A 21840-nucleotide genomic window follows, 5' to 3' on the forward strand; every position below is an offset into this window, starting at 1 on the left:
GCCACCGGCCGGGTGCCCGGTGATCAGCTCACCGGTGCCGGGAACGCGGCCGGGCTCCGGCGACCACCGGGGCCCACCGCGCGGACGCCGAAGAAGACGTTGTCCTTCGACAGGTCGATCTTCGCCGTCAGCGCCGGGCCGACGTCGATGACGTGCGTCCAGTCCGGTGCGGTCGTCTCGCGCCAGAGGACTTCATAGCCCGACGCGCCCGGCGTGGCGTCCCAGAGCAGTTCCGAGTCGTTCGTCAGCGCCGTCGTGCGGATCTTCACGCCCTTCGGCGTGCCCGGTGCCGTCGCGAGCGACCACAGCGCGGCGCCGTTGACCCGCGCGACCCGCGCGATGAACGGGAAGTCGCAGAACTCCGGCAGATCGCCGTACTGAACGCCGTTTTCGACGCGGACGTCCTGGTGCTGGTGCGCGAAGTCCTCGTTCGGCTCGGTGAACCGCGCCGCCGGATAACCATGCTCCAGGAAGCCGATGTGGTCGCCGCCGCGCAGGTAGCGGTCGCGGCGGTAGATCACCCGGACCGTCATGCCGGTCGCGTCGTTCTCCGCCACCGACTTCACGAACCGGGCCAGCTGCCGCGGCGGCGAGTCGTTCTCGCCGCCGATGCTGCGGCGCAGGCTCGCCTCGGCCGGCGTCTCCGCCGTCGGGACGCCCTCGGCGAACAGGCGGATCGTGAACTCCTCGCGCGTGCCGTCGTCGGCGCGGCTCGAGCCGACGATGTCGTCGGTGAACATCGCCTGGACGTCGGTGCCGGCCGCCTTGAACTGCTGCGCCATGAACCGCGAGCCGTACAGGCCCTGTTCTTCGCCCGCGACGGCGGCGAAGACGATCGTCGCGGCCGGCTGCCGCGTCGAGAGCACCCGCGCCAGCTCCAGCGAGACCGCGACGCCCGAAGCGTCGTCGTCGGCTCCCGGCGCGTCCCCGGTGAAGTCCATGACCTCGGAGCGGCGCGAGTCGTAGTGCCCGGAAACGACGTACACCCGGCCGGGATCGGTGGACCCGCGCAGCGTCGCGACGACGTTGGTGATCTTCGTCGGCACCGGGATCCGGTCGGCGGGCGGCTGGACGTACGACTGCAGCTCGACGCTCAGCCGGCCGCCGGAGGCCGCCGCGACCCGCTGGAACTGCGCGAAGAGCCAGTCACGCGCGGCGCCGATGCCGCGGGCCGGGTCGTCCTGGGCGGACAGCGTGTGCCGGGTGCCGAACGCGGCCAGCCGCCGCACGGTCGCTTCGATCCGCCGTTCGTCGACCTGGCGCAGCAGGGCCCGCAGCTCCGGATCCGGGCGCTGCGGGCGCACCGGACGGCCGGGACCGCGGTCCCCCAGTTCGGCGGCACCCGCCGGGACACCGGCCGCGGAAGTCAGACCGAGAGCGGCCGACGCGGTGAGGAACGCTCGTCGAGAGGTCACGATTCACGTCTTACGCCCGCGCAGCGTGGCCGGGTACCGCCTACTTGGTGAGCCGCTTGCCGTCGGCGTCGTAGGCGATCAGGGGCGTCATGACGGCGGAGTCCGGGACGGCGTCGGGGTTGAACCAGAAGAAGACCACGTTGGGATCCGCGGACCACTTCGCCAGCTTCGCCTCGACGGTGAAGCCGTGGACCGTCGTGGTGATCCGGGCCGCCGGACCGGCGAAGTAACCGAAGACCGGGATGAGCTGGTCGCGGATCACCTCGCCGCCGTCGGTGGCGTGGAAGCCGAACGACCGGTCGGAGCCGCGGAACTCGTTCGCCACGAGCAGGGACTGCAGCGAGGTCCCGGACCGGACTCCCGCCACCAGGCCGAAGTGGGTGTCCGGCAGCTCGGGCAGGTTGATGGCCCGCGCGTAGAAGACGAGTTCGCCCGCGCGGGTCCGGATCCCGGTGCCGACGACGTTGCCCATCGGCTGCTCCGCGGGCGGTCCGGCCGTCGTCGACAAGGCCGGCGCCGGGGACGGCGGCTGCGCGACCGGCGCGGGCGCGGGCTGCCGCAGCTGGATGGCGAAGACCACGACGAGCACGACGGCGGCCGCGGCGGCGACGCCCGCGGTGCCGGTCAGCAGCCGGCGTCGACGTCGGATGCGCGTCCCGTCGGCCATGATCTTGGCCAGGTCGGGTTCGGCGAAGGGCTCCTCGGGCGGCTGCCGGAGGGCGGCGCGGAAGTCGTCGAGCTCGTTCACCGCCCGCTCCTCCCGATCAGCGTGTCCTCCGGGTCCGCCTCGACCCGCAGCTTGGCCAGCGCCCGCGAGTTCGTGCTCTTCACGGTACCCAGGGAAACGCCGAGCTCACGGGCCACGTCGGCTTCCGGCAGGTCGAAGAAGTGGCGCAGCACGACGACGGTGCGTTCGCGGTCGGTGAGGGTCTTGAGCACCGCGGTGAGCCACGCGCGCTGGGTGACGACCTGGTCGACGTCGAGGCGGTCCTGCTGCTCGGGCATGGCCTCGGTGGCGTACTCGCGGATCGGCCGCCGCCAGCCGTCGATGACGTGGTTCACCAGGACGGTCCGGGCGTAGCCGTAGGCGTCCTTGTGCCGCACCCGCGACCAGGCGGCGTAGGTGCGGGTGAAGGCGGTCTGGGCGGCGTCTTCGGCCTGGTGGCGGTCACCGGTCAGCAGGAAGGCGGCGTGGGTGAGCCGGGCCGACGACGCGCGGACGAACTCCGCGAACTCCTCGTCGCCGCGCGCCATGGATCACCTCGTTCCGTCCCTTCCCAGCGACGGCCGGGGCGGGGAAAGGTTGCTTTCCCACCCTGCCCGCGTTCACTGGACGGCGAGGCTCGACTGAAACGTTGTGTAACCGAGATCTCGCGCTCGGTCACTGCGTACTAGATTGTGCTGCGTGCGGTTTCGTGCGTAAGACTTCGCCGCCGGACGGCCCCGGGTCGATCGGGCGGTTTCCACGACGGCGGCGCCGACGGCCGGCGCCGGCGCCGCCGTCATCCACGTCAAGGTCGCTGGGCGCGCGGGGTAGTGAGAGCGTTCAGGTCGATGGTGAGCTCGGCACCGGCGAACTCCAGCTTGGCGACGCCGGAGTGTTCCCCGAAGTCTTCGTAGTCTTCATCGACCAGCCGGTAGGTGATCATGCTGACCGGCGGGTCAAGATCGACGATCCAGTAGTGGTCGATACCCGCCTCGGCGTACTCGGAGAACTTCGTGACCCGGTCGGTCCGCTTGGTCCCCTCCGACAAGACCTCGACGACCATCCGCACATCACCGGCTTGGAGCCGAGCCGGGCTGCTTTCCATGACCTTGGTACGAGCCACAACCACGTCGGGCACACGCACGGTGAGCGGGGCCTCGGCGATGACCACCTCGACCTCGCTCCACGCGCTGTACTCGGCCGGGAGCCGCTCGTTCAGCCAATATCCGAGACGTATGACCGCCCACTGATGAGCCAGCAACGGACGCGGCGACACTGAGAGAACCCCTTCGACCACTTCGACATGGAACTCCCGGGTTTCCGGAAGTTCCGTCCAGTCGTCGAGGGACAGCAGATCGTGAGGCCATTCCATGACACTCATCCGCCTTCTCCTCACCGTCAGTTACTGGACGTTATCCTCGCACGCCAGTCTGCCCGTTCGCTACTCCTCTGAGTAGTCGCCCGATGGGGCTCCCCAGCCCGAAGTGTTCTGCCCTTGTGACTCCGCGATCGCCCGCCGCCGGGCGTTCTCCGCCCGCACCCGCTCCACTTCGGACTGGATGTACTCCTCGTCGTAGCGCTGGAACACCCGGGCCGGGTTGCCCGCGACCAGCGTCCGCGGCGGGACGTCCTTCGCCACCACCGAGTTCGGCTGCACCGTGGCGAAGTCGCCGATCGTCACGCCCGCCATGATCACCACCAAGCCGCCGATGAAGCAGCCCTTGCCGATCTTCACCGGCTTGCGCTCGATCAGGTCGCTGCCCGAGTGGTTCTGCAGCGTCATGTTCGCCAGCCAGCTGGAATGCGTGAAGATCAGCGTGTTCAGGCCGATGCTGGTGTGCTCGCCGATCTCCAGGCCGCCGCTCGCGTCGATGGCCGCGCCTTCGCCGATCCAGCAGTGGTCGCCCATCTTGAGGTTCTCGGGGCTGATGATCTTCACGCGCTCGCGCACGCGGCACGTCCCGGGCAACCCGTAGAACTGCGCCCGTTCGGCGTCGTTCATGTACTGCGAGACGAGCTCGGTCAGGATCTGCGGACGCAGCCGGTGGCTGCGCTCGTCATCGAAGAACATCGGCTTCCGACACCAATTTCTCAAAAGTACGAAGGTGCTCTTCCGCGACGACGTCGAGGCCGAAGTTCGACCGCACCAGCTCGCTCTCCCGCTGCGCGATCAGCGCGCGCCGCTGCGGGTCGTCGAGCAGCTCGATCACCGTGCGGGCCACGGCTTCCGAGTCGTCCGGCCGCACGAGCAGCACGTTCTCGCCGTTGCGCAGCTCGATGCCGGGGTAGTTGTCCTCGGTGACCGACGCGATCGTCGCCGTGCCGGACAGCATCGCCTCCAGCGACGCCGTGCCGCAGCCGCCGTTGAGGTCGTGCGTGACGATGTCGGCCGCCGCGAAGTACGCCGGGACGTCCTCCTTCGGCACCGCGCCCGTGACGATCAGCGCGTCCGAAACGCCCAGTTCCGCGGCCCGCTTCAGGAACGCGTCGTGGTACACGCGGCCGACGACGACCACCCGGACCTCGGGGTGTTTGTCCAAAATGGACGGCAGGGCCTCGATCAGCGGCAGCCGGTTGCGCAGCGGGATCACGTGCCCCAGCGACACGATCAGCGGTGCGTCGCCGATCTCGTGCTCCGCCCGGACGTCCTTCGCCACCGGCTTCGCGAAGTGACCGGTGTCGACCGCGATCGGGAAGTACTCCGAGTTCGCGTCGCTCGTGCCGTAGCGCTCGACGCAGTAGTCGACACCGAGCTTGTCGAGGATGACGTACCGCGGCCGCATGTACGCGAGGAGCGGCCGCACGAGCACCGCGTCGAGCAGCCGGAACACGCCGCCGTACAGCTTGTTGTCGCTGATCAGCAGCGTGTGGATGGTCAGCAGCGCCGGAACGCCGTGGCGGCGCGCCCAGATGCCGGCCAGCCAGGACAGGTCGAAGAACTGGCCGTGCAGGTGGATCGCGTCCGGCTTGAACTCGTCCAGCAGCTTCCACAGCCGCCGCCAGTTGCCCGGCCGCAGCGACGCGAAGCTCATGTCGAAGTCGATCGACAGGCCGATCTGCGGCATCTTCACCGCGGGGAGGCGCACGACGCGGTAGCCGTCGCGCTCCTCATCGGCCGGCGCCTCGTCGTACGCGGCCGTGATCGCGAGGACTTCGTGCCCGGCCGCGGTGAACTGCGCCGCCAGCGAAGCCGCCATGTGCGCGCTGCCGCCCACGCGCGGCGGGAAGAAGTTGTTCACCACCGCGATGCGCATCGCACGCCCTTGAGCCGGCCCCGCGGTCGTGCTCACTCCGTTTCCTTGACCAGATCCCGCATCCCGTCTTCGACGGTGATCCGCGGCTCCCAGCCGAGCACGTCCCGCGCCCGGCTGATGTCGGCGGCGCGCCGCGAGACCAGCACGTCACGCTCGTTGAACAGCGGCTCGACGTCGACGCCGACCGCCTCGATGAGGATCTTGGCCAGCGCGGCGATCGACGTGTCGATGCCGGTGCCGATGTTGATCGGCAGGTTCGCCTTCTCCGACTCCAGCGCCGCGACGACGGCGTGCGCCAGGTCGGTGACGTGCACGAAGTCCATCGACTGGTCGCCGCGGCCGTCGATGATCGGCGGGCGGCCGCTGCGCAGGCGCTGGATGAAGTGGTTGATCACCGACGTGTAGTAGGCCTCGATCTTCTGGCCGGGGCCGTACACGTTGAAGAACCGCAGCGCGTTCCACGAGAGGCCCTTCTGGCGCTCGTAGAAGCCGAGCAGGTCCTCGCCGGCGCGCTTCGAGATGCAGTACGGCGTCAGCGGGCGCAGCTCGTCGTCTTCGTGCATCGGCAGCCGCTTCGGGTCGCCGTAGACCGACGCCGTCGAGGCGAACACCAGCCGCTCGACGCCCTCGTCCGCGGCCGCGGCGAAGACGTTGTGGTTGCCGATCATGTTGATGTCGATCGACTCGTGCGGGTCGGCGATCGACTTGTTGATCGACACCGTCGCGAAGTGGATGACGTGCGTGCAGCCGCGCATGGCCTCGCGCACCGCGCCGCCGTAGCGGACGTCCTTCTCGACGAGCTCGACCTTGCCGGTGGCGACGAACTCGTTGACGCGGGCGCGGTCGCCGCGGGTCATGTTGTCGAAGATCCGGACCGTGTAGCCGCCCTCGAGCAGCAGCGGGATCACGTGCGCGGCGATGAACCCGCCACCCCCGGTGAAGAGCACCTTCTTGTCGGACACCAAATTCTCCTCGGTCGGCGGCTTCAGGACAGGGACTGCACGGCTTCGCGCACGACCTCGGCGACGCGGGTGACTTCGGCGTCGGTGAGGTTGGCGTGCATCGGGATGGCGAGCTGACGCGCGAACGCGTCGGCCGAGACGGGCAGCGGGGCCTGAGGCCCGTAGATCGGCTGCAGGTGCGAGGCGTAGGTGCCGAAGTTGCACTGGACGCCCTGGGAGCGGATCCGCAGCGCCAGTGCGTCGCGGCTGACCTCGGGCGCGACCGTGAGCAGGTAGGCCTGCCACGGGTGCTCGCGGTCGGGCAGCTCGACCGGCACGGTCAGCGCTTCGACGTCCGCGAAGGCCTCGTGGTAGCGCTTCGCGACCGAGCGGCGGGCGGCGAGGAGGTCCGGGAGGCGGTCGAGCTGGACGTTCATGATCGCGGCCTGGACGTCCGAGAGGCGGAAGTTGTAACCGAGCTCGTGGAACTCCGGGATGGGCAGCGTGGCCGAGCCTTCGCGGCTGATCGCCGGCTCGATGCCGTAGGTGTGCAGCTTGCGGGCCCGCGCGATGAGGTCTTCGCGGTCGGAGACCAGTGCGCCGCCCTCACCCGCGGTGATGCCCTTGCGGCCGTGGAAGGAGAACGCGGCGAGGTCGGCGAGGCTGCCGGCCGGGCGCGTCTTGTACGTCGCACCCGCGGCGCAGGCGGCGTCCTCGAAGAGCCAGAGGCCGTGCTCGTCGGCGATCGCGCGGTACTCGTCGAAGTCACCGGGCTGGCCGGCGACGTCGACGGCGAGGATCCCGACGGTCCGCGGGGTGACCAGGGCTTCGACGTGCGCCGGGTCGGCGCTGAAGACGTCCGGGCGGATGTCGGCGAACACCGGCTTCGCGCCGGCCTGCACGACGGCGTGGCCGGTGGCGGGGAACGTGTAGTCGCCGACGATCACCTCGTCACCCGGCTGGACGCCGAGGACCTTGAGGCCGAGGAAGAGCGCCGAGCCGCAGTTCGCGGTCGTCAACGCGTGCGCCGTGCCGGTGACCTGGGCGAACCGCTCCTCGAAGCGGCGGCACGCCGGGCCTGCTCCGGCGAGCCAGCCGGACCGGAAGACTTCGGCGACGGCGGCGAGCTCCTCTTCGCCCACGGTGGGTTGACCTAGGGCAATGCTCTCGGACGACATACCTCTCCCATTGCGTGGGGACCCGGCGAAGTGTATAGACGCTCGCTCAGGTGATTCACAGGCCACCGTCGAACTCCCCTGTGGAGTGACGCTTCCCCCAGGTCGGGGACGTCCTAGGCTGGTGTCCATGCGATTCGGGGTGCTGGGGGCGGTCGCCGCGTGGCGCCCGGACGGCACGCCGGTGGCGGTGGGCGGCCCGCGGTCGCGGACGCTGCTGGCGCTGCTCGCCCTCGAGGCCGGGCGGTTCGTGTCCGCCGAACGGCTGATCGACGGGATGTACGGCGAGCACCCGCCGGACGGCGCCGCGAACGCCCTCCAGTCGCAGGTGTCGCGGCTGCGGACGGCGCTGAAGGACCTCGCGCCGGTCGAGTTCACCGCGGCCGGGTACCGGCTGGCCGTCGAACCGGACGAAGTGGACGTTCACCGCTTCGAGCGGCTCGTCCGCGAAGGCCGCGCGCTGGTGAAGAACGGCCAGCACACGCGAGCCGCGGAGGTACTGGACGAGGCGCTGGCGTTGTGGCGCGGGCCCGCGTTCACCGACCTGGCGGACGCGCCGTTCGCCGCCGCGCAGGCCACGCGGCTCGAGGAGCGGCGAGCGGACGCCGTGGACGACCACGTCGAGGCCCGGCTGGCGCTCGGGCACGCGGAAGACGTCCTCGCCGGCCTGCGGGAGACCGTCGCCGCGCAGCCGTTGCGGGAACGGCCGCGCGCGCAGCTGGTCCGGGCGCTGGCCGCCGCGGGACGGCCGGCCGACGCCCTCACCGCGTTCGAGGACGCCCGCCGCACGCTGGCCGGCGAGCTGGGCGCCGACCCCGGTCCCGAACTCGCCGAAGCCCACCTCGCGGTGCTCCGCGGCGAAACCGAGAAGCCGGTTCTGCCGGCGTTGCCCGCGCAGCTGACCGGCTTCGTCGGCCGCGACGCCGAGCTGCGGCAGGTCGCGGAGCTGCTGACGCGCGCCCGGCTCGTGACGCTGACCGGGCCGGGCGGCACCGGCAAGACCCGGCTGGCCGTCGAGGTCGCCGCGGCCCAGGCCGGTCCGGTGGCGTTCGTCGAGCTCGCCCCGCACGACGGCGACGGTGTCGCCGTCGCGGTGCTGGCCGCCCTCGGCCTGCGCGAGCGCTCGCGCGGTGGCCCGCAGGAGCCCGTCGAACGGCTGGTGTCGGCGCTGCGCGACCGTTCGGTGCTGCTGGTGCTCGACAACTGCGAGCACGTCGTCGACGTGGCGGCCCGGCTGGCCGCGCGCCTGCTCGCCGCGTGCCCGGGGCTGCGGGTGCTGGCCACCAGCCGCGAGCCGCTCGGCATCACCGGCGAGCAGCTGGCGCCGGTGCCGCGGCTGGCCGTCCCGCCGCCGGGTACGTCCGCCGCGCGGGCCCGCGAGTTCGCGGCCGTCCGGCTGTTCGCCGACCGCGCGGCCGCGAGCGATCCGGCGTTCGCGCTCGACGAGTCGACGATCGGCGACGTCCAGCACATCTGCGCGGCCCTCGACGGCCTGCCGCTGGCCCTGGAGCTGGCCGCGGCCCGCGTCCGGACCCTGGACCTCGGCGAGATCGCCGCCCGGCTCGACGACCGGTTCCGGCTGCTGGCCCGCGGCAGCCGGACGGCCGAGGCCCGCCACCGCTCGCTGCGCGGGGTCGTCGAGTGGAGCTGGGACCTGCTGACCGCCGAGGAACGCTCGCTGGCCAGGAGGTTGACGGTGTTCTCCGGCGGCGCGACCACCTCGGCCGCGGCCGAGGTGTGCGGCGCCGACGTCGACCTGCTGCCGGAGCTGGCCGACAAGTCGCTGGCCGAGGCGGTCGGCGGGCGGTTCCGGATGCTGGAGACGATCCGGGCGTTCGGCGCGGAGAAGCTGGCCGAAGCGGGTGAGGCCGAGGCGGTCCACCGCGCGCACGCCGAGTACTTCCTGCGGTTCGCCGCCGAGGCGGACCCGATGCTGCGGACCGCGGAGCAGCTGGAATGGCTGGCGCGGATCGACGCGGACTACGACAACATCCTGGCCGCGCTGCGCTGGTCGACCGAAAACGACGTTGTGCTTGCGCTGCGGCTGGTGCCGCTCCTGGCGATGTACTGGTGGATGCGCGGACGGCGGTTCGAGGGCGCGGGGCTGTCGCTGGCCGTGGTCTCGCGGTGTTCGCCGGAGGTGCGCGAGGAGTACGCCGAGGAGTTCCTGGTGTGCGTGCTCGGCGCGCTGGCGGGGCGGTCGCACGAGTCGCTGGAGCAGTACCTGCCGATGGTCCGCCGGTACGCGACGGGCGATGACTGGGCGCCGCGGAACCCGATGCTGGTGATGCTGCTGGGCGTGGTGGCCGGCCCGCCCGGCGATGACATCGAGCTGCTCGGCCGCGGCAAGAGCCTGCTGGCGACCGGCGACGCGTGGAGCTGGGCGCTGCTGCCGATGGGCATGGGCCTGCAGGCGATGATGTCGGGTGATTTGGCGGCCGCGGAGGAGGGGCTGCGCGAGGGCGCGGCGCAGTTCCGCGCGCTGGGCGAGCGGTGGGGTCTGTCGATGGCGCTGGACCACCTGTCCCAGCTGCTGACCTGGCGCGGCGAGTACACGGCGGCGTTGCCGCTGATGGACGAGGCGCTGGGCCTGATGCACGAGATCGGCGCAACGGACGACGTCGCGGACCTGATCTGCCGCCGGGCGTGGAACCACCTGCTGTCGGGCGAGCTTCCCCGAGCCCGCGCGGACTACGAACTGGCAGCGGCGACGGCCGGCCGATCGGGAATGCCGGAATCCCGCGCGGCGGCGTACCTGGGACTGGCGAACCTGACCCGCCTGTCCGGGGATTTCGGGACGGCCCGCGAGTTGTGCGAGCGGGCGCTGGCGGAGTGCACGGGCGGTTCGTTCGCGGCGGAGTCGGTGCGGGCGACGGCGTTGATCTCGCTGGGCTGGCTGGCTCTGGCGGAAGGCCGGACATCGGAGGCGGCCGGGCTGCACCGCTCGGCGCTGGCGGTGGGACGGCGGTGGAACGGCGGTGACGTGGTGGCGTTCGCCCTGGAGGGCCTGGCGGGGGTGGCCGAGCCGGCCCAGGCGGCGGTACTGCTGGGCGCGGCGGCGGCAGTGCGGGGAACGGCGATCAGCGGCGACCCGGACGTGACGGCGGTGCGCGGGCGGGTGGTGGCATCGCTGGGGGTGGACGGGTTCGAGCGGGCGTACCGGACGGGCCTGGGGATGACGGCCCAGAAGGCACTGGAGCACTCGATCGAGGGAGAGATGTCCACGAGTTCGGACACGTAAATTGCCACCATGCCGAAGACGGACACCGTGACCCCGCGAGCCCGGACCCTCGCGGCCGCGATCCGCGAAGTGCGCACGGACGCCGGTTGCGGCTTGCGAGAGCTGGCGCGCCGGATCGGGATCCACTTCCAACTGCTCAGCCAGTGGGAGTATGGCTTGCGCACCCCGCGATTGGAGGACGTAACCGCCATCCTGGGTGCTCTCGGGGTGGTCGGGGATCGGAAGCAGCAGATTCTCGCCCTCGCGAGAGGCGCGTCGGAACCGGGTTGGATCACCTACGGCCCTTCAGGCGTGCAACTCGCCGCGGTGATCGAATGCGAGAAGGCGGCGAAGTCCATCGTCGAATGGTCGCCCATGGGCATTCCCGGGTTGCTCCAAACGCCGAGCTACGCCCGCGCAATGTTCACCGCCTACGGCAGGACTGCGGATGAGGCAGATCGAAGAGTCGCCGTGCGCATGAAGCGCGCGGAGATGCTCGCGGCCGATCGAACCTTCGAAGCGATCATCGGTGAAGCCGCCTTGCGTAACCGGATCGGTACTCCGACCACGATGTTCGACCAGCTGCATTCGTTGATCGAGAAATCCACCCGGTCAGTCACCGTGCGGGTGGTTCCGGCTGTGTGTGGTTGGCATCCCGGCCTCGCCGGACCGTTCCTCCTGTATTCGCTGACCGACGGTACCTCGGTGGTCTACCTGGAGCACCTGTCTTGCGGGGCATTCGTTCTCGACGGTCACGATGTAGGGGTGTACCGGGCCGGGCTTAAGAAGCTCCGTGCGCTGGCGATGAGCGAGACCGACTCCAAAGCGTTCATCGGCCGGCTCGCCGACGAAATCGAAGGGGTCGAGCTGTCGGCCTTGGCCGGCGAGTAGCGCCCGCCGGCTTGGCGGGCCTTCCTTAACCACCTGGTGAGACTCGCGTAGCCTGATCGATCGTGCGTAACGTGGTAGTCGTCGGGGGCGGGATCGTCGGTCTGGCTGTGGCCTGGGAGCTGACCAGGCGCGGGCTGGACGTCACCGTCCTGGAAAAAGAGTCCCGGTGGGCGGCCCACCAGACCGGGCACAACTCGAACGTCGTGCACGCCGGCCTCTACTACAAACCCGGCTCCTTCAAGGCGCGGATGTCCGTTGCCGGGAATCGGTCCATCGTGGACTTCGCGCGCCAGTACGGTGTGCCCGTCGAGGTGTGCGGGAAGCTCGTTGTCGCTACCCGTGAGAGTGAAATTCCCGCGCTGAACACCCTCGCCGAGCGCGCCGAGGCCAACGGCGTCCCGGCCAAGCAGATCTCGCCCGCCGAAGCCCGCGAGTACGAGCCCGAAGTCGCCTGCGTCGCCGCCTTGCGGGTCGAATCCACCGGGATCATCGACTTCCCGGCCGTCTGCCACGCGCTCGTGCGGCTGCTCGACGAAGCCGGCGTCGACCTGCGGCTGAACAGTCCCGCCGTCGGCATCCGGGCCGGGAGCAACGGTGGCGTGGAGGTGGCAACCGGCGACGACGTCGTCCAGGCCGACGCGCTCGTCAACTGCGCCGGCCTGCACTCAGACCGCGTCGCGCGGCTGGCCGGGCTGACGCCGTCGGCGAAGATCGTGCCGTTCCGCGGCGAGTACTACGAGCTCAAGCCGGACCGGCGGCACCTGGTCAAGGGCCTGATCTACCCGGTGCCGGACCCGACGCTGCCGTTCCTCGGTGTGCACCTCACGCGCATGCTCGACGGCAGCGTCCACGCCGGCCCGAACGCCGTGCTCGCGCTGCGCCGCGAGGGCTACCGCTGGGGCGACTTCTCCGCGAAGGACGTCGCCGAGGTCGCGACCTTCCCCGGCGTCTGGCGGCTCGCGCGCAAGTACGCGTTCCCGACCGGGCTCGACGAGGTCCGCCGCTCGTTCTCGAAGAAGCGGTTCGCCGCGAGCCTCGCGCGGCTCGTCCCGGCCGTCACCGAGGACGACATCGTCCGCCACGGCTCCGGCGTGCGCGCCCAGGCGATGCGCCGCGACGGCTCGCTCGTCGACGACTTCCTCATCGAGACCGCGCGCGACCAGGTGCACGTCCTGAACGCGCCGTCGCCGGCCGCGACGAGCGCGCTGGAGATCGCGCGCCACATCGCTGACCAGGTGTCGTCGGAGAACTAACCCGGCAGGTTCGCGGTCACCAGCGGCAGGCCCTGCTTCACGAGGTCGCAGGTCTTCGCGTCGTCGCCGATGAACCCGCTGACCACCTGCACCGACGAGGTGTCGGTGATCGCCAGGGTCGCGCCGCAGGTCACCCGCAGGCCCCCCATGTTCGGGAACAGGCCCCACTTCCGGCCGCCGACGTCGACGGTCTCGGTCGGGCTGACCCCCTTCGCCCCCGGCCATTCGCCGACGGGTGTGCTGGGGCCGAACCAGACCTCGAACGCCTTCTGGCCGCCGTCGCCGTCGGTGTCGTCCCAGAGGCAGAAGGTCGCGTTCGGCACCGCCGACGAGTTGTCCTTCTCGCCGGTGGGCGAGATGTCCTTCAGCTGGGACGCCTGGTCCGGCTTCAGCATCGTGCACGGGTCCACCGACAGCAGCGGGCCGCCCGGCTCCGGCTTCGCCGGGCCCGACGGCGTGATCGGCGGCGCCTCCTGCCCGCCCGGCAGGTGCGCGGCGACCTGCGGGATCGCGACCTTCGCCAGCTCGCACGACTTGTCGAGCTTGCCGGCCGAGACGCTGACATAGGCGAAGGACCCGGCGTCCAGCAGGGCGTAGAACACGCAGTCGTCGGGCAGGATCGACGCGTACTGCGTCCAGTTCAGCCCGCCGATCGGCTGCGGCTCCGACTTCTTGACCGCACCGGAGATGTACTCGTTGAAGTCCATGTCCGTGGCCCGGCCGACGTTGAGGATGGCCGACGGCTCGATGTCGTCCTTCGAGTTCCACAGGCACATCGGCGGCTGGAGCCGCTCCTTGTTCTCCTTCACCGAGCGGCCCGGCGTCTCGTAGCCGAGGGCGTCGACCTGAGCCTCGTCGAGCAGCGTGCAAGCGTCGAACGCTTTGGCGATCGGGCTCTGGCCGGGCACCGGCGACGCCGACCCGCCGACCGTCACCGTGCACCCGGTCACCACGGTCACGACCGCCAGCGCCGCCGCGACCTGCCACCTCTTACGCATGCGAGTCCTCCCGTTCGGCCCGGACACTACTGGGACGAACGGAGCAGCACCGCGGATCCACCCGATTCAGCGGGGCGTGAGGACTTCCTTGCCGCCGACGAACGGGCGCAGCGCCTCCGGCACGCGGACCGAGCCGTCCTCCTGCTGGTGGTTCTCGACGATCGCGACGATCCAGCGGGTGGTGGCCAGGGTGCCGTTGAGCGTCGCGGCGATCTGCGGTTTGCCGTTCTCGTCGCGGTAGCGGACCGCCAGGCGGCGGGCCTGGAACGTCGTGCAGTTGGACGTCGAGGTCAGCTCGCGGTAGGTCTCCTGCGTCGGGATCCACGCCTCGCAGTCGAACTTGCGGTGCGCGGACGTGCCGAGGTCGCCGGTCGCGGTGTCGATCACCCGGTAGGGCACCTCGATCTTCGCGAGCATCTCCTCTTCCCAGCCGAGCAGCCGCTCGTGCTCCGCCTCGGCGTCCGCCGGCTTGGCGTAGACGAACATCTCGACCTTGTCGAACTGGTGGACGCGGATGATGCCGCGGGTGTCCTTGCCGTACGAGCCGGCCTCGCGCCGGTAGCAGGACGACCAGCCCGCGTAGCGGTTCGGGCCGTCGTTCAGGTCGAGGATCTCGTCGGCGTGAAAGCCGGCCAGCGGCACCTCCGACGTGCCGACGAGGTAGAGGTCGTCGTCCTCGAGGTGGTAGATCTCGCTCGAGTGCTGCCCGAGGAAGCCGGTGCCGGCCATGATCTCCGGGCGGACCAGCGACGGCGTGATCATCGGCGTGAAGCCGTTTTCGAGGGCCTGCGCGATGGCCATGTTGAGCAGGCCGAGCTGCAGCTGCGCACCGACGCCGGTGAGGAAGTAGAACCGCGAGCCCGACACCTTCGCGCCGCGTTCCATGTCGACGCCGCCGAGACCTTCGAGCAGCTCGAGGTGGTCCTTCGGGGTGAAGCCGAGCTTCGTCGGCTCGCCGACGTGCTTGACGACGGTGAAGTCGTCCTCGCCGCCGATCGGCGCGCTCGGGTGGACCAGGTTCGGCACGGTCCGGAAGAGCTGGTCGAACTCCTCCGACGCGGTGTTCTGCTCCGCCTCGGCTGCCTTGACCTGCGCGGCGAGCTCCTTGGCCGTGGCCAGCAGCCGCTGCTTCTCCTCCGGCGGCGCCTTCGGGATCTGCTTGCCCAGGAGCTTCTGCTCGTTGCGCAGCTTGTCGGCGGCCGCGATCGAAGACCGGCGCCGGGTGTCGAGGGAGAGCAGCTTGTCGACCACTCCTTCGTCTTCACCACGAGCGCGCTGCGACGCGCGCACGGCTTCCGGGTCATCGCGCAGAGTCCTGGGGTCAATCACGGGTCAGAGGGTAGTCCGTACAGACTGTGCGGCCCTACTGGGTTATCCCGACAGTCTGATCGTTGAAGCGCTGTTCACGGCGTCCCCATACTCCAGGGAAACCTTGAGGAGGCGCCCCGATGACCGACGAGCTGCTCGCCCGGCACCGCGCTGTCATGCCGTCCTGGATGTCGCTGCTCTACGAAGAGCCGATCGAGATCGTGCACGCCCACGACCGGCGGATGACGGATTCCCAGGGGCGCACCTACCTCGACTTCTTCGCTGGGGTGCTGACCAACTCGATGGGCTACGACGTCGCCGAGATCGGCGACGCGGTCCGCAAGCAGCTCGACACGGGCATCCTCCACACCTCGACGTTGTACTTGATCCGCTCCCAGATCGAGCTGGCCGAGCGGATCGCGAAGCTGTCCGGCATCCCGGACGCGAAGGTGTTCTTCACGAACTCCGGCAGCGAGGCCAACGACACAGCGCTGATGCTGGCGACGCAGTACCGGCGCAGCAACCAGGTGCTGGCGATGCGGAACTCCTACCACGGGCGCTCGTTCGGAACGGTCGCGATCACCGGCAACCGCGGCTGGTCGGCGTCGGCGCTGAGCCCGGTGAAGGTCAGCTACGTCCACGGCGGCTACCGCTACCGCAGCCCGTTCCGGGACATGTCGGACCCGGATTACATCGAAGCGTGCGTCGCGGACCTGGTGGACGTGCTGGAGACGGCCACCGCGGGCGACGTGGCGTGCCTGATCGCCGAGCCGATCCAGGGCGTCGGCGGGTTCAGCCTCCCGCCGGACGGCCTGTTCCGGGCGATGAAGGAGGTGCTCGATTCCTATGGAGTGCTCTTCATCTCGGACGAGGTCCAGACGGGCTGGGGCCGCACGGGCGAGCACTTCTGGGGCATCGAGGCGCACGGCGTGACGCCGGACATGATGACGTTCGCCAAGGGCCTGGGAAACGGTCTCGCGGTCGGCGGCGTGGTGGCGCGCGGAGACGTGCTCGATTGTTTCCAGGCCCAGTCGTTCTCGACGTTCGGCGGCAACCCGGTCTCGATGGCCGGCGCAACGGCGGTGCTGGACTACATCAAGGACCACGACCTCCAGGCGAACTGCGCGGCCCGGGGAGAGCAGTTGCTCGCGGGCTTGCGTGCCGCGTCGTCGCCGCTGGTGGCCGAGGTACGCGGCAAGGGCCTGATGATCGGGGTAGAGCTGATCAAGCCGGGAACAACCGCACCAAACGTCCCAGCCGCCGCCCGAATGCTGGAGGAGACGAAGAAGCGAGGATTGCTGATCGGCAAGGGCGGCCTGCACGGCAACGTGCTGAGGTTGGGGCCGCCAATGACCCTCACAGCCGACGAAGCCCAGGAAGGGTTGAACATCTTGATCGACTCGCTGGCAGCCACACACGCGGCACTGGCCTGACCCAGATCAAGGAGCGGGGTGGTCATCCCGTCGCCTGAGGCCGTGAAATCACTTTGAGCCAGGCCCGCAACCTGGAGACCAAGGCGAGACGAGGACGCAAGCTTGCGGGCCTGGCTCAAAGTGATAGGCCTCAATCAGGCGACGGGATGACCACCCAGCGGCCCCAGACGAGAAGGTGAGGGGGACGCGGTTCTGGTGGTCATCCCAGAGCCTGCCCGTCCGGCGAGGACAGGCTTTGTTTTTGCCGCGGAAGCAACACGTTCTGCCGCGGTAGGGGGACGGGTTCTGCCGTGGCAAAGAGGCGGGTCCGACCTCCCCCGCCCCTCCGGTGGGAGTTTCAGCCGCCGCTCGGGTTTGTCAAGGCGGGAAAGCGTGCCTTGACAAACCCGATCGCCGACTGAAGAGCGGCTGGGATGAGGGGCGGGGGAGGTCTGGTGACGTCGTGGTCGTCCTGCGCTGCCGGCCGCCGGTTCGTGGCGTTCCCTGTGGACAACCTCGGTGGCGGGCGCCGATTTCGTCGGTGCCCTCCGGTAGCGTGGAAAACGGGGGCTGCTCAGCTCAGCCGCGGACGAACCGTGCCACGTGGTCGGCCAGCTCCTCGCCCGCGTCCTCCTGCAGGAAGTGCCCTGCCCCGGCGATCACCGGGTGCTCCAGACCCTGTGCGCCCCTCATCGAACGCTTCAAGATCGGGCCCATGCCGCCCGTGATCGGGTCGCCGTCGGAAAAGGCCACCAGGAATGGGGTCTGCAGCTGCGTCAACGTCTTCCACGCGTCCCGGTTGGCCTCCGACGCCGGGTCGTCCGGGCGGTGGGGTACCAGGCCCGGCATCGCCCGCGGGCCGGCCTTGTACGTCTCGTTCGGGAAGGGCGCGTCGTAAGCCGCCCGCTCGGCGGCCGAAAGAACCGAAGCGCACCCCGACTGCACGAACCGCCCGACATCCAGCACCGGCGCCTTCTCGACGGCCGAGCGGAACGCGTGCCAAGCAGCCGGCATGTCGACGTCGCCGGTGGGCAGGCCCGTGTTCGCTGCCACCACCCGTGCGAACCGGGACGGCTCCGCCGCCACCAGCCGCAGGCCGATCAGGCCGCCCCAGTCCTGGCCGACCAGCGTCACGTCACGCAGGTCCAGCGCGTCGAACGCGAAGCCGCGCATCCACTCGACGTGCCGGGCGTACGAGTGGTCGGCCACCGCGCCCGGCTTGTCGGACCGGCCGAAGCCGACCAGGTCCGGTGCGATCGCGCGCAGCCCGGCGGCCGCCAGCACCGGGAGCATCTTGCGGTACAGGAACGACCAGCTCGGTTCGCCGTGCAGCAGCAGCACAACCGGGCCGTCGGCCGGGCCCGCCTCCACGTACCCGACTCTGATGCGGCCGCCGTGCGGGTCGTCGAGTTCCGCGTAGCGGGGCTCGAAGGGGAAGTCGGGCAGGTCCGTGAACCGGTCGTCCGGTGTCCTCAGCAGGCGCACGGACCCCACGTTAGTGCGAACCTCAGGAGATGCCGACCGCCACCACGAGGCCCAGGCCGAGGTGCGCCGCCGCGACGACGATGCTCACCGGGGCGAACTTCTCGCTCTGGATCGTCGACGCGACGTCGATGCGGGTCGCCCACTCCAGGAGCCGGACCGCGACCACCTGGACGATGATCCCGAGCAGGCCGTAGACCAGCGACGTGATCAGGCCCTCGGTGAGGTCGCTCGCCGAGTTGAAGATCGCCACGACGACGATGAACGCCATCGAAAGCAACCCGGACGCGGTCACGATCACCGCGTTCGGCAGGCCCTGCGAGACCAGCTTCGACAGCTTGCCCGGCGTGGTCCAGTCGATCGCGTAGAAGCCGGCGAACATCAGCAGCAGGCCGATGACGCCGTAGAGCAGGATCGCGCCGATCCCCCGCACGAGGTCGGAGCCGAACGTGTCGGACAGCGCAAGGGTCGTGTTCACGAATTGTCTCCCAGGAGAAAGAGCTGATCAGCAGCGGTGTTGTATCACGACTCGGGGATGCGATGTGGGACAAATGCCGCACCGTCGTCGGTGACCAGGCCCCCGGTCTCCCGGATGCCCAGCCCGGCCGAGCTGTCGCCGACGATCCAGGCACCCAGTGCCGGCCGGTAGCCGTCGAACTCCGGCAGCGGGTCGAACGCCTGGTAGACGAAGCCTTCGGCGCCGTAGACGCCGTCGGTCTGGGTCTCGTAGCCGGTCGCGACGATCTGGACGTTCGCGCCCTCGCGGCCCAGTTTCGGCTTGCGGACGTACTCGGTGAGGATGCCGGGGTCGTCGGCGAACGCGGGCAGCAGGTTCGGGTGACCCGGGTAGTTCTCCCACAGGATCGCCAGCAGCGTCTTGTTGGAGAGGATCATCTTCCACAGCGGCTCGATCCACAGCGTCCGCGGCAGCGACTCGACGGCGTTGCGGCCGAACTCCTCGTCGACCACCCACTCCCACGGGTACAGCTTCAGCACGGTCGCCATCTGCTGCTCTTCGAGGTCGACGAACCGCTTGAGCACCGGGTCCCAGCCGATCTCCTCGATCGCCAGGCCCACCGTGTCGAGCCCGGCCTCGGCCGCGGTCTCCTGCAGGTACGCCGTGGTGACGTTGTCCTCGCCGGAGGGGTCGGCCGCCGACCAGGTGAAGTGCAGCTCGTTCGACGGCAGCTTGTCTTTCAGGAACGCCCACCGCTCGACGAGCTTCTCGTGGATCGAGTTCCACTGGTCGTCGTCCGGGAAGACGTCGGTCTTCCAGTGCCACTGCAGCAGCGACGCCTCGAGCAGCGTGGTCGGCGTGTCCGCGTTGTACTCCAGCAGCTTCGCCGGCGACTTGCCGTCGTAGCGCAGGTCGAACCGGCCGTAGACGTGCGGGTCCTGCCGCTTCCACGACTCGGCGATGTGCGGCCACACCCACTCGGGGATGCCGAACCGCTGGTAGCCCTCGGTGGTCACGACGTTGTCGACGGCTTCCAGGCACATCGAGTGCAGCAGTTCGACGTCGGCTTCGAGCGAGAGGACCTCGTCCATGTCGAAGACGTAGTGCACCGACTCGTCCCAGTACGGCCGCACGCGGCCGCTGCTGTCGCGGGCCGGCGTGCCGTAGACGAGTCCCTGCTCTTCGACGATCCGCTGCCAATCTCGCCGCGGCTCACGCCGGTCCCGGTACACCTACGACCCCCCGCTCTTGCCGCTGCCGCCGCTGCCGCTCTTGCCGCTGATGCCGAACCCGCCGCGCTGGACGGACTTGCCGGATTTCGTCGTGACGTTCGTGCGTGCCGACGGCGGGTCGTACGAACCACCCGTCACCCGCTGGCCGACCACGCCGCTGCCGCCGTAGTTGTAGCGGTAGCTGTTGTAGCCGCCGCCCCCGATCGGCAGGAACAGGAAGCCGCCGCTGTGGTAGCCGCCGTGGCTGGAGACGTAGTTGTCGTCGCAGTAGTCGTCGTTCTGGACGACGACGCCATCCTTGTCGGTGCAGACGGCCGTGACGCTGTCCGTCTTCGCGACCGTGTAGAACGTCGCGACCAGGCCGACGAGCCCGACCGTGACGCCGCTGCCGATCAGGATCTTGCGCCGCGTGGCCGCCTTGGCGTCGGCCTGGCGGGCCAGTTCCTCGTCGCGCTCCTCCTGGACGAGCGCCTGCCGACGGGCCCGCTGCTCGGCCAGCGAGGGCTCACGAGGCTGGGTGTTCGCGTCCTGGAATCTCATCGAGCCGCGCTTCGGCGGCTCGGGGGCCGGCTGGTCCCCGGTGTTGTTGTCCTGCGTCATGTGCGCTCCGTAATCCCGGCCACCACGAAACCGTGACCCACCCTAACCACCCGGATCGCGCACGTCGCGCGCGGCGCGGGCATCATGGACTGCGATGTCTCCCAGTGCCGATCGGTTCCCCACTGCCATTCAGACGTTACGCACCCGCGTCGTGATGGGCGGGATCTTCGCGGGCGCGCTCATCGCGCTCGCGCTCAGCGTCGTGTTCTCCTGGAGCGACGGCATCACCGGCGGGTCCGGCGGCGGTGCCGGCAAGCTGTCCGCTGCCGCGCAGGAGGCGTTCCACTCGCCGCCCGGCAGCTGCCTGACCTGGGACAACCCCGACGCGAGCGACGCGCGCAAGGTGGCCTGCACCCAGTCGCACCTGTTCGAGGTGACCGCGCTGGTGGACATCGGCGCCCAGTACCCGGAGGGCGCGCCGGTCCCGACGCTGGACCAGTGGCAGCAGATCGCGCAGCAGAAGTGCACCTCCGACGTGAAGCCCTACCTCGGGCACAAGCTCGACCCGTACGGCAAGCTCACGACGAACCTGCTCCGCCCGACGCCGTCGCAGTGGGAGGACGGCGACCGCCAGCTGCGGTGCGGCCTGCAGTGGGCGGGCCCCGGCGGCAAGCTGCTGCCGACGACCGGGCCGGCGAAGGACCAGGACCAGTCGCTGGTCTTCGAGCCGGGCACCTGCCTGGCGCTGCTCGGCAAGGGCGTCGGCGATCCGATCGAATGCACGAAGCCGCATTCGTACGAGATCGTCGCAACCCTCGACCTCAAGTCGAAGTTCAAGGAGGGCTACCCCTCCCAGGACGACCAGAAGGCCTGGCTCGACACCGAGTGCAACAAGGCGGTCTCCGACTACACCGGCGGCGCCGACCTCGACGCGAAGAAGCTGATCCTGACCTGGGACCTGCGGGAGCAGGAGAGCTGGGACGCCGGCTCGACCAAGGTCAACTGCAAGGTCGCGGCGGCGCTGCCCGACAAGAGCGGCCTGCAGGCGGTGACCGGCAGCCTCAAAGCCGCCCCGGCGGGCGCCGACGGCGGCCAGCCCCAGGACGGCGGCCCGCCGTCGGACGGCGGCGGTGGCCCCGCCACGCCGGGTTCCACCCCTTCGTCGACGAAGCAGAACGGCTGATGCCCGTCGAGATGAGCCGGGAGCGGTTCGAAGAACTGGTCGCGGAAGCCCTGGACGAGGTACCGCCCGAGTTCGCGCGCGCGATGGACAACGTCGTTGTGCTCGTCGAGGAGTTCAACGACGAGGCACCGGACATCCTCGGGCTCTACCACGGGATCGCGCTGACCGAGCGGACGTCGTCGTACGGCGGGGTGCTGCCCGACCGGATCTCGATCTACCGGGAGCCGATCCTGGCCATGTGCGAGGACGAGGACGAGGTCGTCGAGGAGGTCCTGATCACCGTCGTGCACGAGCTGGGCCACCACTTCGGCATCGACGACGCCCGGCTCCACGAGCTCGGCTGGGGCTGACCGCGCACCAGTAGTGACACCGT

The 21840-nt window shown here is 70.1% G+C and carries 20 protein-coding genes; 6 read left to right on the plus strand and 14 right to left on the minus strand.

Annotated features, from left to right (window positions below):
- Positions 1-23: 23 nt before the first annotated feature.
- The 8 genes from Q5425_RS09150 to Q5425_RS09185 form a co-directional block, all read right to left on the minus strand.
- A complete protein-coding gene (locus tag Q5425_RS09150; RefSeq protein WP_308671686.1) occupies positions 24-1415 on the minus strand; it encodes a M20/M25/M40 family metallo-hydrolase in 1392 nt (463 codons plus the stop codon).
- 40 nt (positions 1416-1455) lie between these two features.
- Positions 1456-2163 carry a hypothetical protein gene (locus tag Q5425_RS09155; RefSeq protein ID WP_308671687.1) on the minus strand — a complete coding sequence of 236 codons (708 nt, stop codon included), beginning with the start codon at positions 2161-2163 and terminating at the stop codon, positions 1456-1458.
- Positions 2160-2669, minus strand: a complete 510-nt coding sequence (locus Q5425_RS09160; protein ID WP_308671688.1) for a SigE family RNA polymerase sigma factor — start codon at positions 2667-2669, stop codon at positions 2160-2162. Before Q5425_RS09160 ends, Q5425_RS09155 begins: the two co-directional genes overlap by 4 nt.
- A gap of 257 nt (positions 2670-2926) precedes the next feature.
- The gene (locus tag Q5425_RS09165) at positions 2927-3502 is read right to left on the minus strand and encodes a Uma2 family endonuclease (protein ID WP_308671689.1); all 576 of its coding nucleotides are present in this window, start codon (positions 3500-3502) and stop codon (positions 2927-2929) included.
- A 60-nt stretch (positions 3503-3562) separates the two neighbouring features.
- Positions 3563-4192, minus strand: coding sequence for an acyltransferase (locus Q5425_RS09170; protein ID WP_308671690.1), 630 nt, complete (start codon positions 4190-4192; stop codon positions 3563-3565).
- Positions 4179-5375 (minus strand): glycosyltransferase family 4 protein, encoded by a 1197-nt coding sequence (locus Q5425_RS09175; RefSeq protein WP_308671944.1) that lies wholly within the window; start codon positions 5373-5375, stop codon positions 4179-4181. Before Q5425_RS09175 ends, Q5425_RS09170 begins: the two co-directional genes overlap by 14 nt.
- 32 nt (positions 5376-5407) lie before the next feature.
- The gene (locus Q5425_RS09180; RefSeq protein ID WP_308671691.1) at positions 5408-6337 is read right to left on the minus strand and encodes an NAD-dependent epimerase/dehydratase family protein; all 930 of its coding nucleotides are present in this window, start codon (positions 6335-6337) and stop codon (positions 5408-5410) included.
- A 23-nt stretch (positions 6338-6360) separates the two neighbouring features.
- Entirely contained in the window at positions 6361-7494 is a 1134-nt protein-coding gene (locus Q5425_RS09185; RefSeq protein WP_308671692.1) for a DegT/DnrJ/EryC1/StrS family aminotransferase, read from the minus strand.
- A 127-nt stretch (positions 7495-7621) separates the two neighbouring features.
- On the opposite strand from Q5425_RS09185, the gene Q5425_RS09190 reads away from it, so the two are divergent.
- From Q5425_RS09190 to lhgO, 3 genes are all read left to right on the plus strand, one after another.
- Positions 7622-10732 (plus strand): BTAD domain-containing putative transcriptional regulator, encoded by a 3111-nt coding sequence (locus Q5425_RS09190; RefSeq protein WP_308671693.1) that lies wholly within the window; start codon positions 7622-7624, stop codon positions 10730-10732.
- A gap of 9 nt (positions 10733-10741) precedes the next feature.
- Positions 10742-11602, plus strand: a complete 861-nt coding sequence (locus tag Q5425_RS09195; protein ID WP_308671694.1) for a helix-turn-helix transcriptional regulator — start codon at positions 10742-10744, stop codon at positions 11600-11602.
- A 62-nt stretch (positions 11603-11664) separates the two neighbouring features.
- Complete coding sequence (lhgO, locus tag Q5425_RS09200) at positions 11665-12855, plus strand: L-2-hydroxyglutarate oxidase (protein ID WP_308671695.1); 1191 nt, start codon at positions 11665-11667, stop codon at positions 12853-12855.
- On the opposite strand, the gene Q5425_RS09205 is transcribed toward lhgO, so the two are convergent.
- Together Q5425_RS09205 and serS are read right to left on the minus strand one after the other, a co-directional pair.
- The gene (locus Q5425_RS09205) at positions 12852-13853 is read right to left on the minus strand and encodes a DUF3558 family protein (protein WP_308671696.1); all 1002 of its coding nucleotides are present in this window, start codon (positions 13851-13853) and stop codon (positions 12852-12854) included. The genes lhgO and Q5425_RS09205 overlap by 4 nt on opposite strands.
- A gap of 66 nt (positions 13854-13919) precedes the next feature.
- Positions 13920-15182 carry a serine--tRNA ligase gene (gene serS / locus Q5425_RS09210; RefSeq protein ID WP_308671697.1) on the minus strand — a complete coding sequence of 421 codons (1263 nt, stop codon included), beginning with the start codon at positions 15180-15182 and terminating at the stop codon, positions 13920-13922.
- A 119-nt stretch (positions 15183-15301) separates the two neighbouring features.
- Here serS and Q5425_RS09215 point away from each other — a divergent pair, with 119 nt between their 5' ends.
- The gene (locus tag Q5425_RS09215) at positions 15302-16594 is read left to right on the plus strand and encodes an aspartate aminotransferase family protein (RefSeq protein ID WP_308671698.1); all 1293 of its coding nucleotides are present in this window, start codon (positions 15302-15304) and stop codon (positions 16592-16594) included.
- A 558-nt stretch (positions 16595-17152) separates the two neighbouring features.
- On the opposite strand, the gene Q5425_RS09220 is transcribed toward Q5425_RS09215, so the two are convergent.
- The 4 genes from Q5425_RS09220 to Q5425_RS09235 are packed head-to-tail and all read right to left on the minus strand — an operon-like array spanning position 17153 to position 20344.
- Positions 17153-18067, minus strand: a complete 915-nt coding sequence (locus tag Q5425_RS09220; protein ID WP_308671699.1) for a haloalkane dehalogenase — start codon at positions 18065-18067, stop codon at positions 17153-17155.
- Between the two features lie 13 nt (positions 18068-18080).
- A complete protein-coding gene (locus tag Q5425_RS09225; RefSeq protein ID WP_308671700.1) occupies positions 18081-18533 on the minus strand; it encodes a DUF350 domain-containing protein in 453 nt (150 codons plus the stop codon).
- Positions 18534-18577: 44 nt separating this feature from the next.
- Complete coding sequence (locus tag Q5425_RS09230; protein ID WP_308671701.1) at positions 18578-19744, minus strand: glutathionylspermidine synthase family protein; 1167 nt, start codon at positions 19742-19744, stop codon at positions 18578-18580.
- On the minus strand, positions 19745-20344 hold the full coding sequence (locus tag Q5425_RS09235; RefSeq protein ID WP_308671702.1) for a hypothetical protein: 600 nt from the start codon (positions 20342-20344) through the stop codon (positions 19745-19747).
- Between the two features lie 94 nt (positions 20345-20438).
- Between Q5425_RS09235 and Q5425_RS09240 the strand changes: the two genes are divergently transcribed.
- Both Q5425_RS09240 and Q5425_RS09245 read left to right on the plus strand, forming a co-directional pair.
- Positions 20439-21467, plus strand: a complete 1029-nt coding sequence (locus Q5425_RS09240; RefSeq protein ID WP_308671703.1) for a septum formation family protein — start codon at positions 20439-20441, stop codon at positions 21465-21467.
- The gene (locus Q5425_RS09245) at positions 21467-21817 is read left to right on the plus strand and encodes a metallopeptidase family protein (protein ID WP_308671704.1); all 351 of its coding nucleotides are present in this window, start codon (positions 21467-21469) and stop codon (positions 21815-21817) included. Before Q5425_RS09240 ends, Q5425_RS09245 begins: the two co-directional genes overlap by 1 nt.
- The last annotated feature ends 23 nt before the right edge of the window (positions 21818-21840 follow it).

The sequence above is a fragment of the Amycolatopsis sp. A133 genome, from assembly GCF_031082405.1.
GTDB lineage: Bacteria > Actinomycetota > Actinomycetes > Mycobacteriales > Pseudonocardiaceae > Amycolatopsis.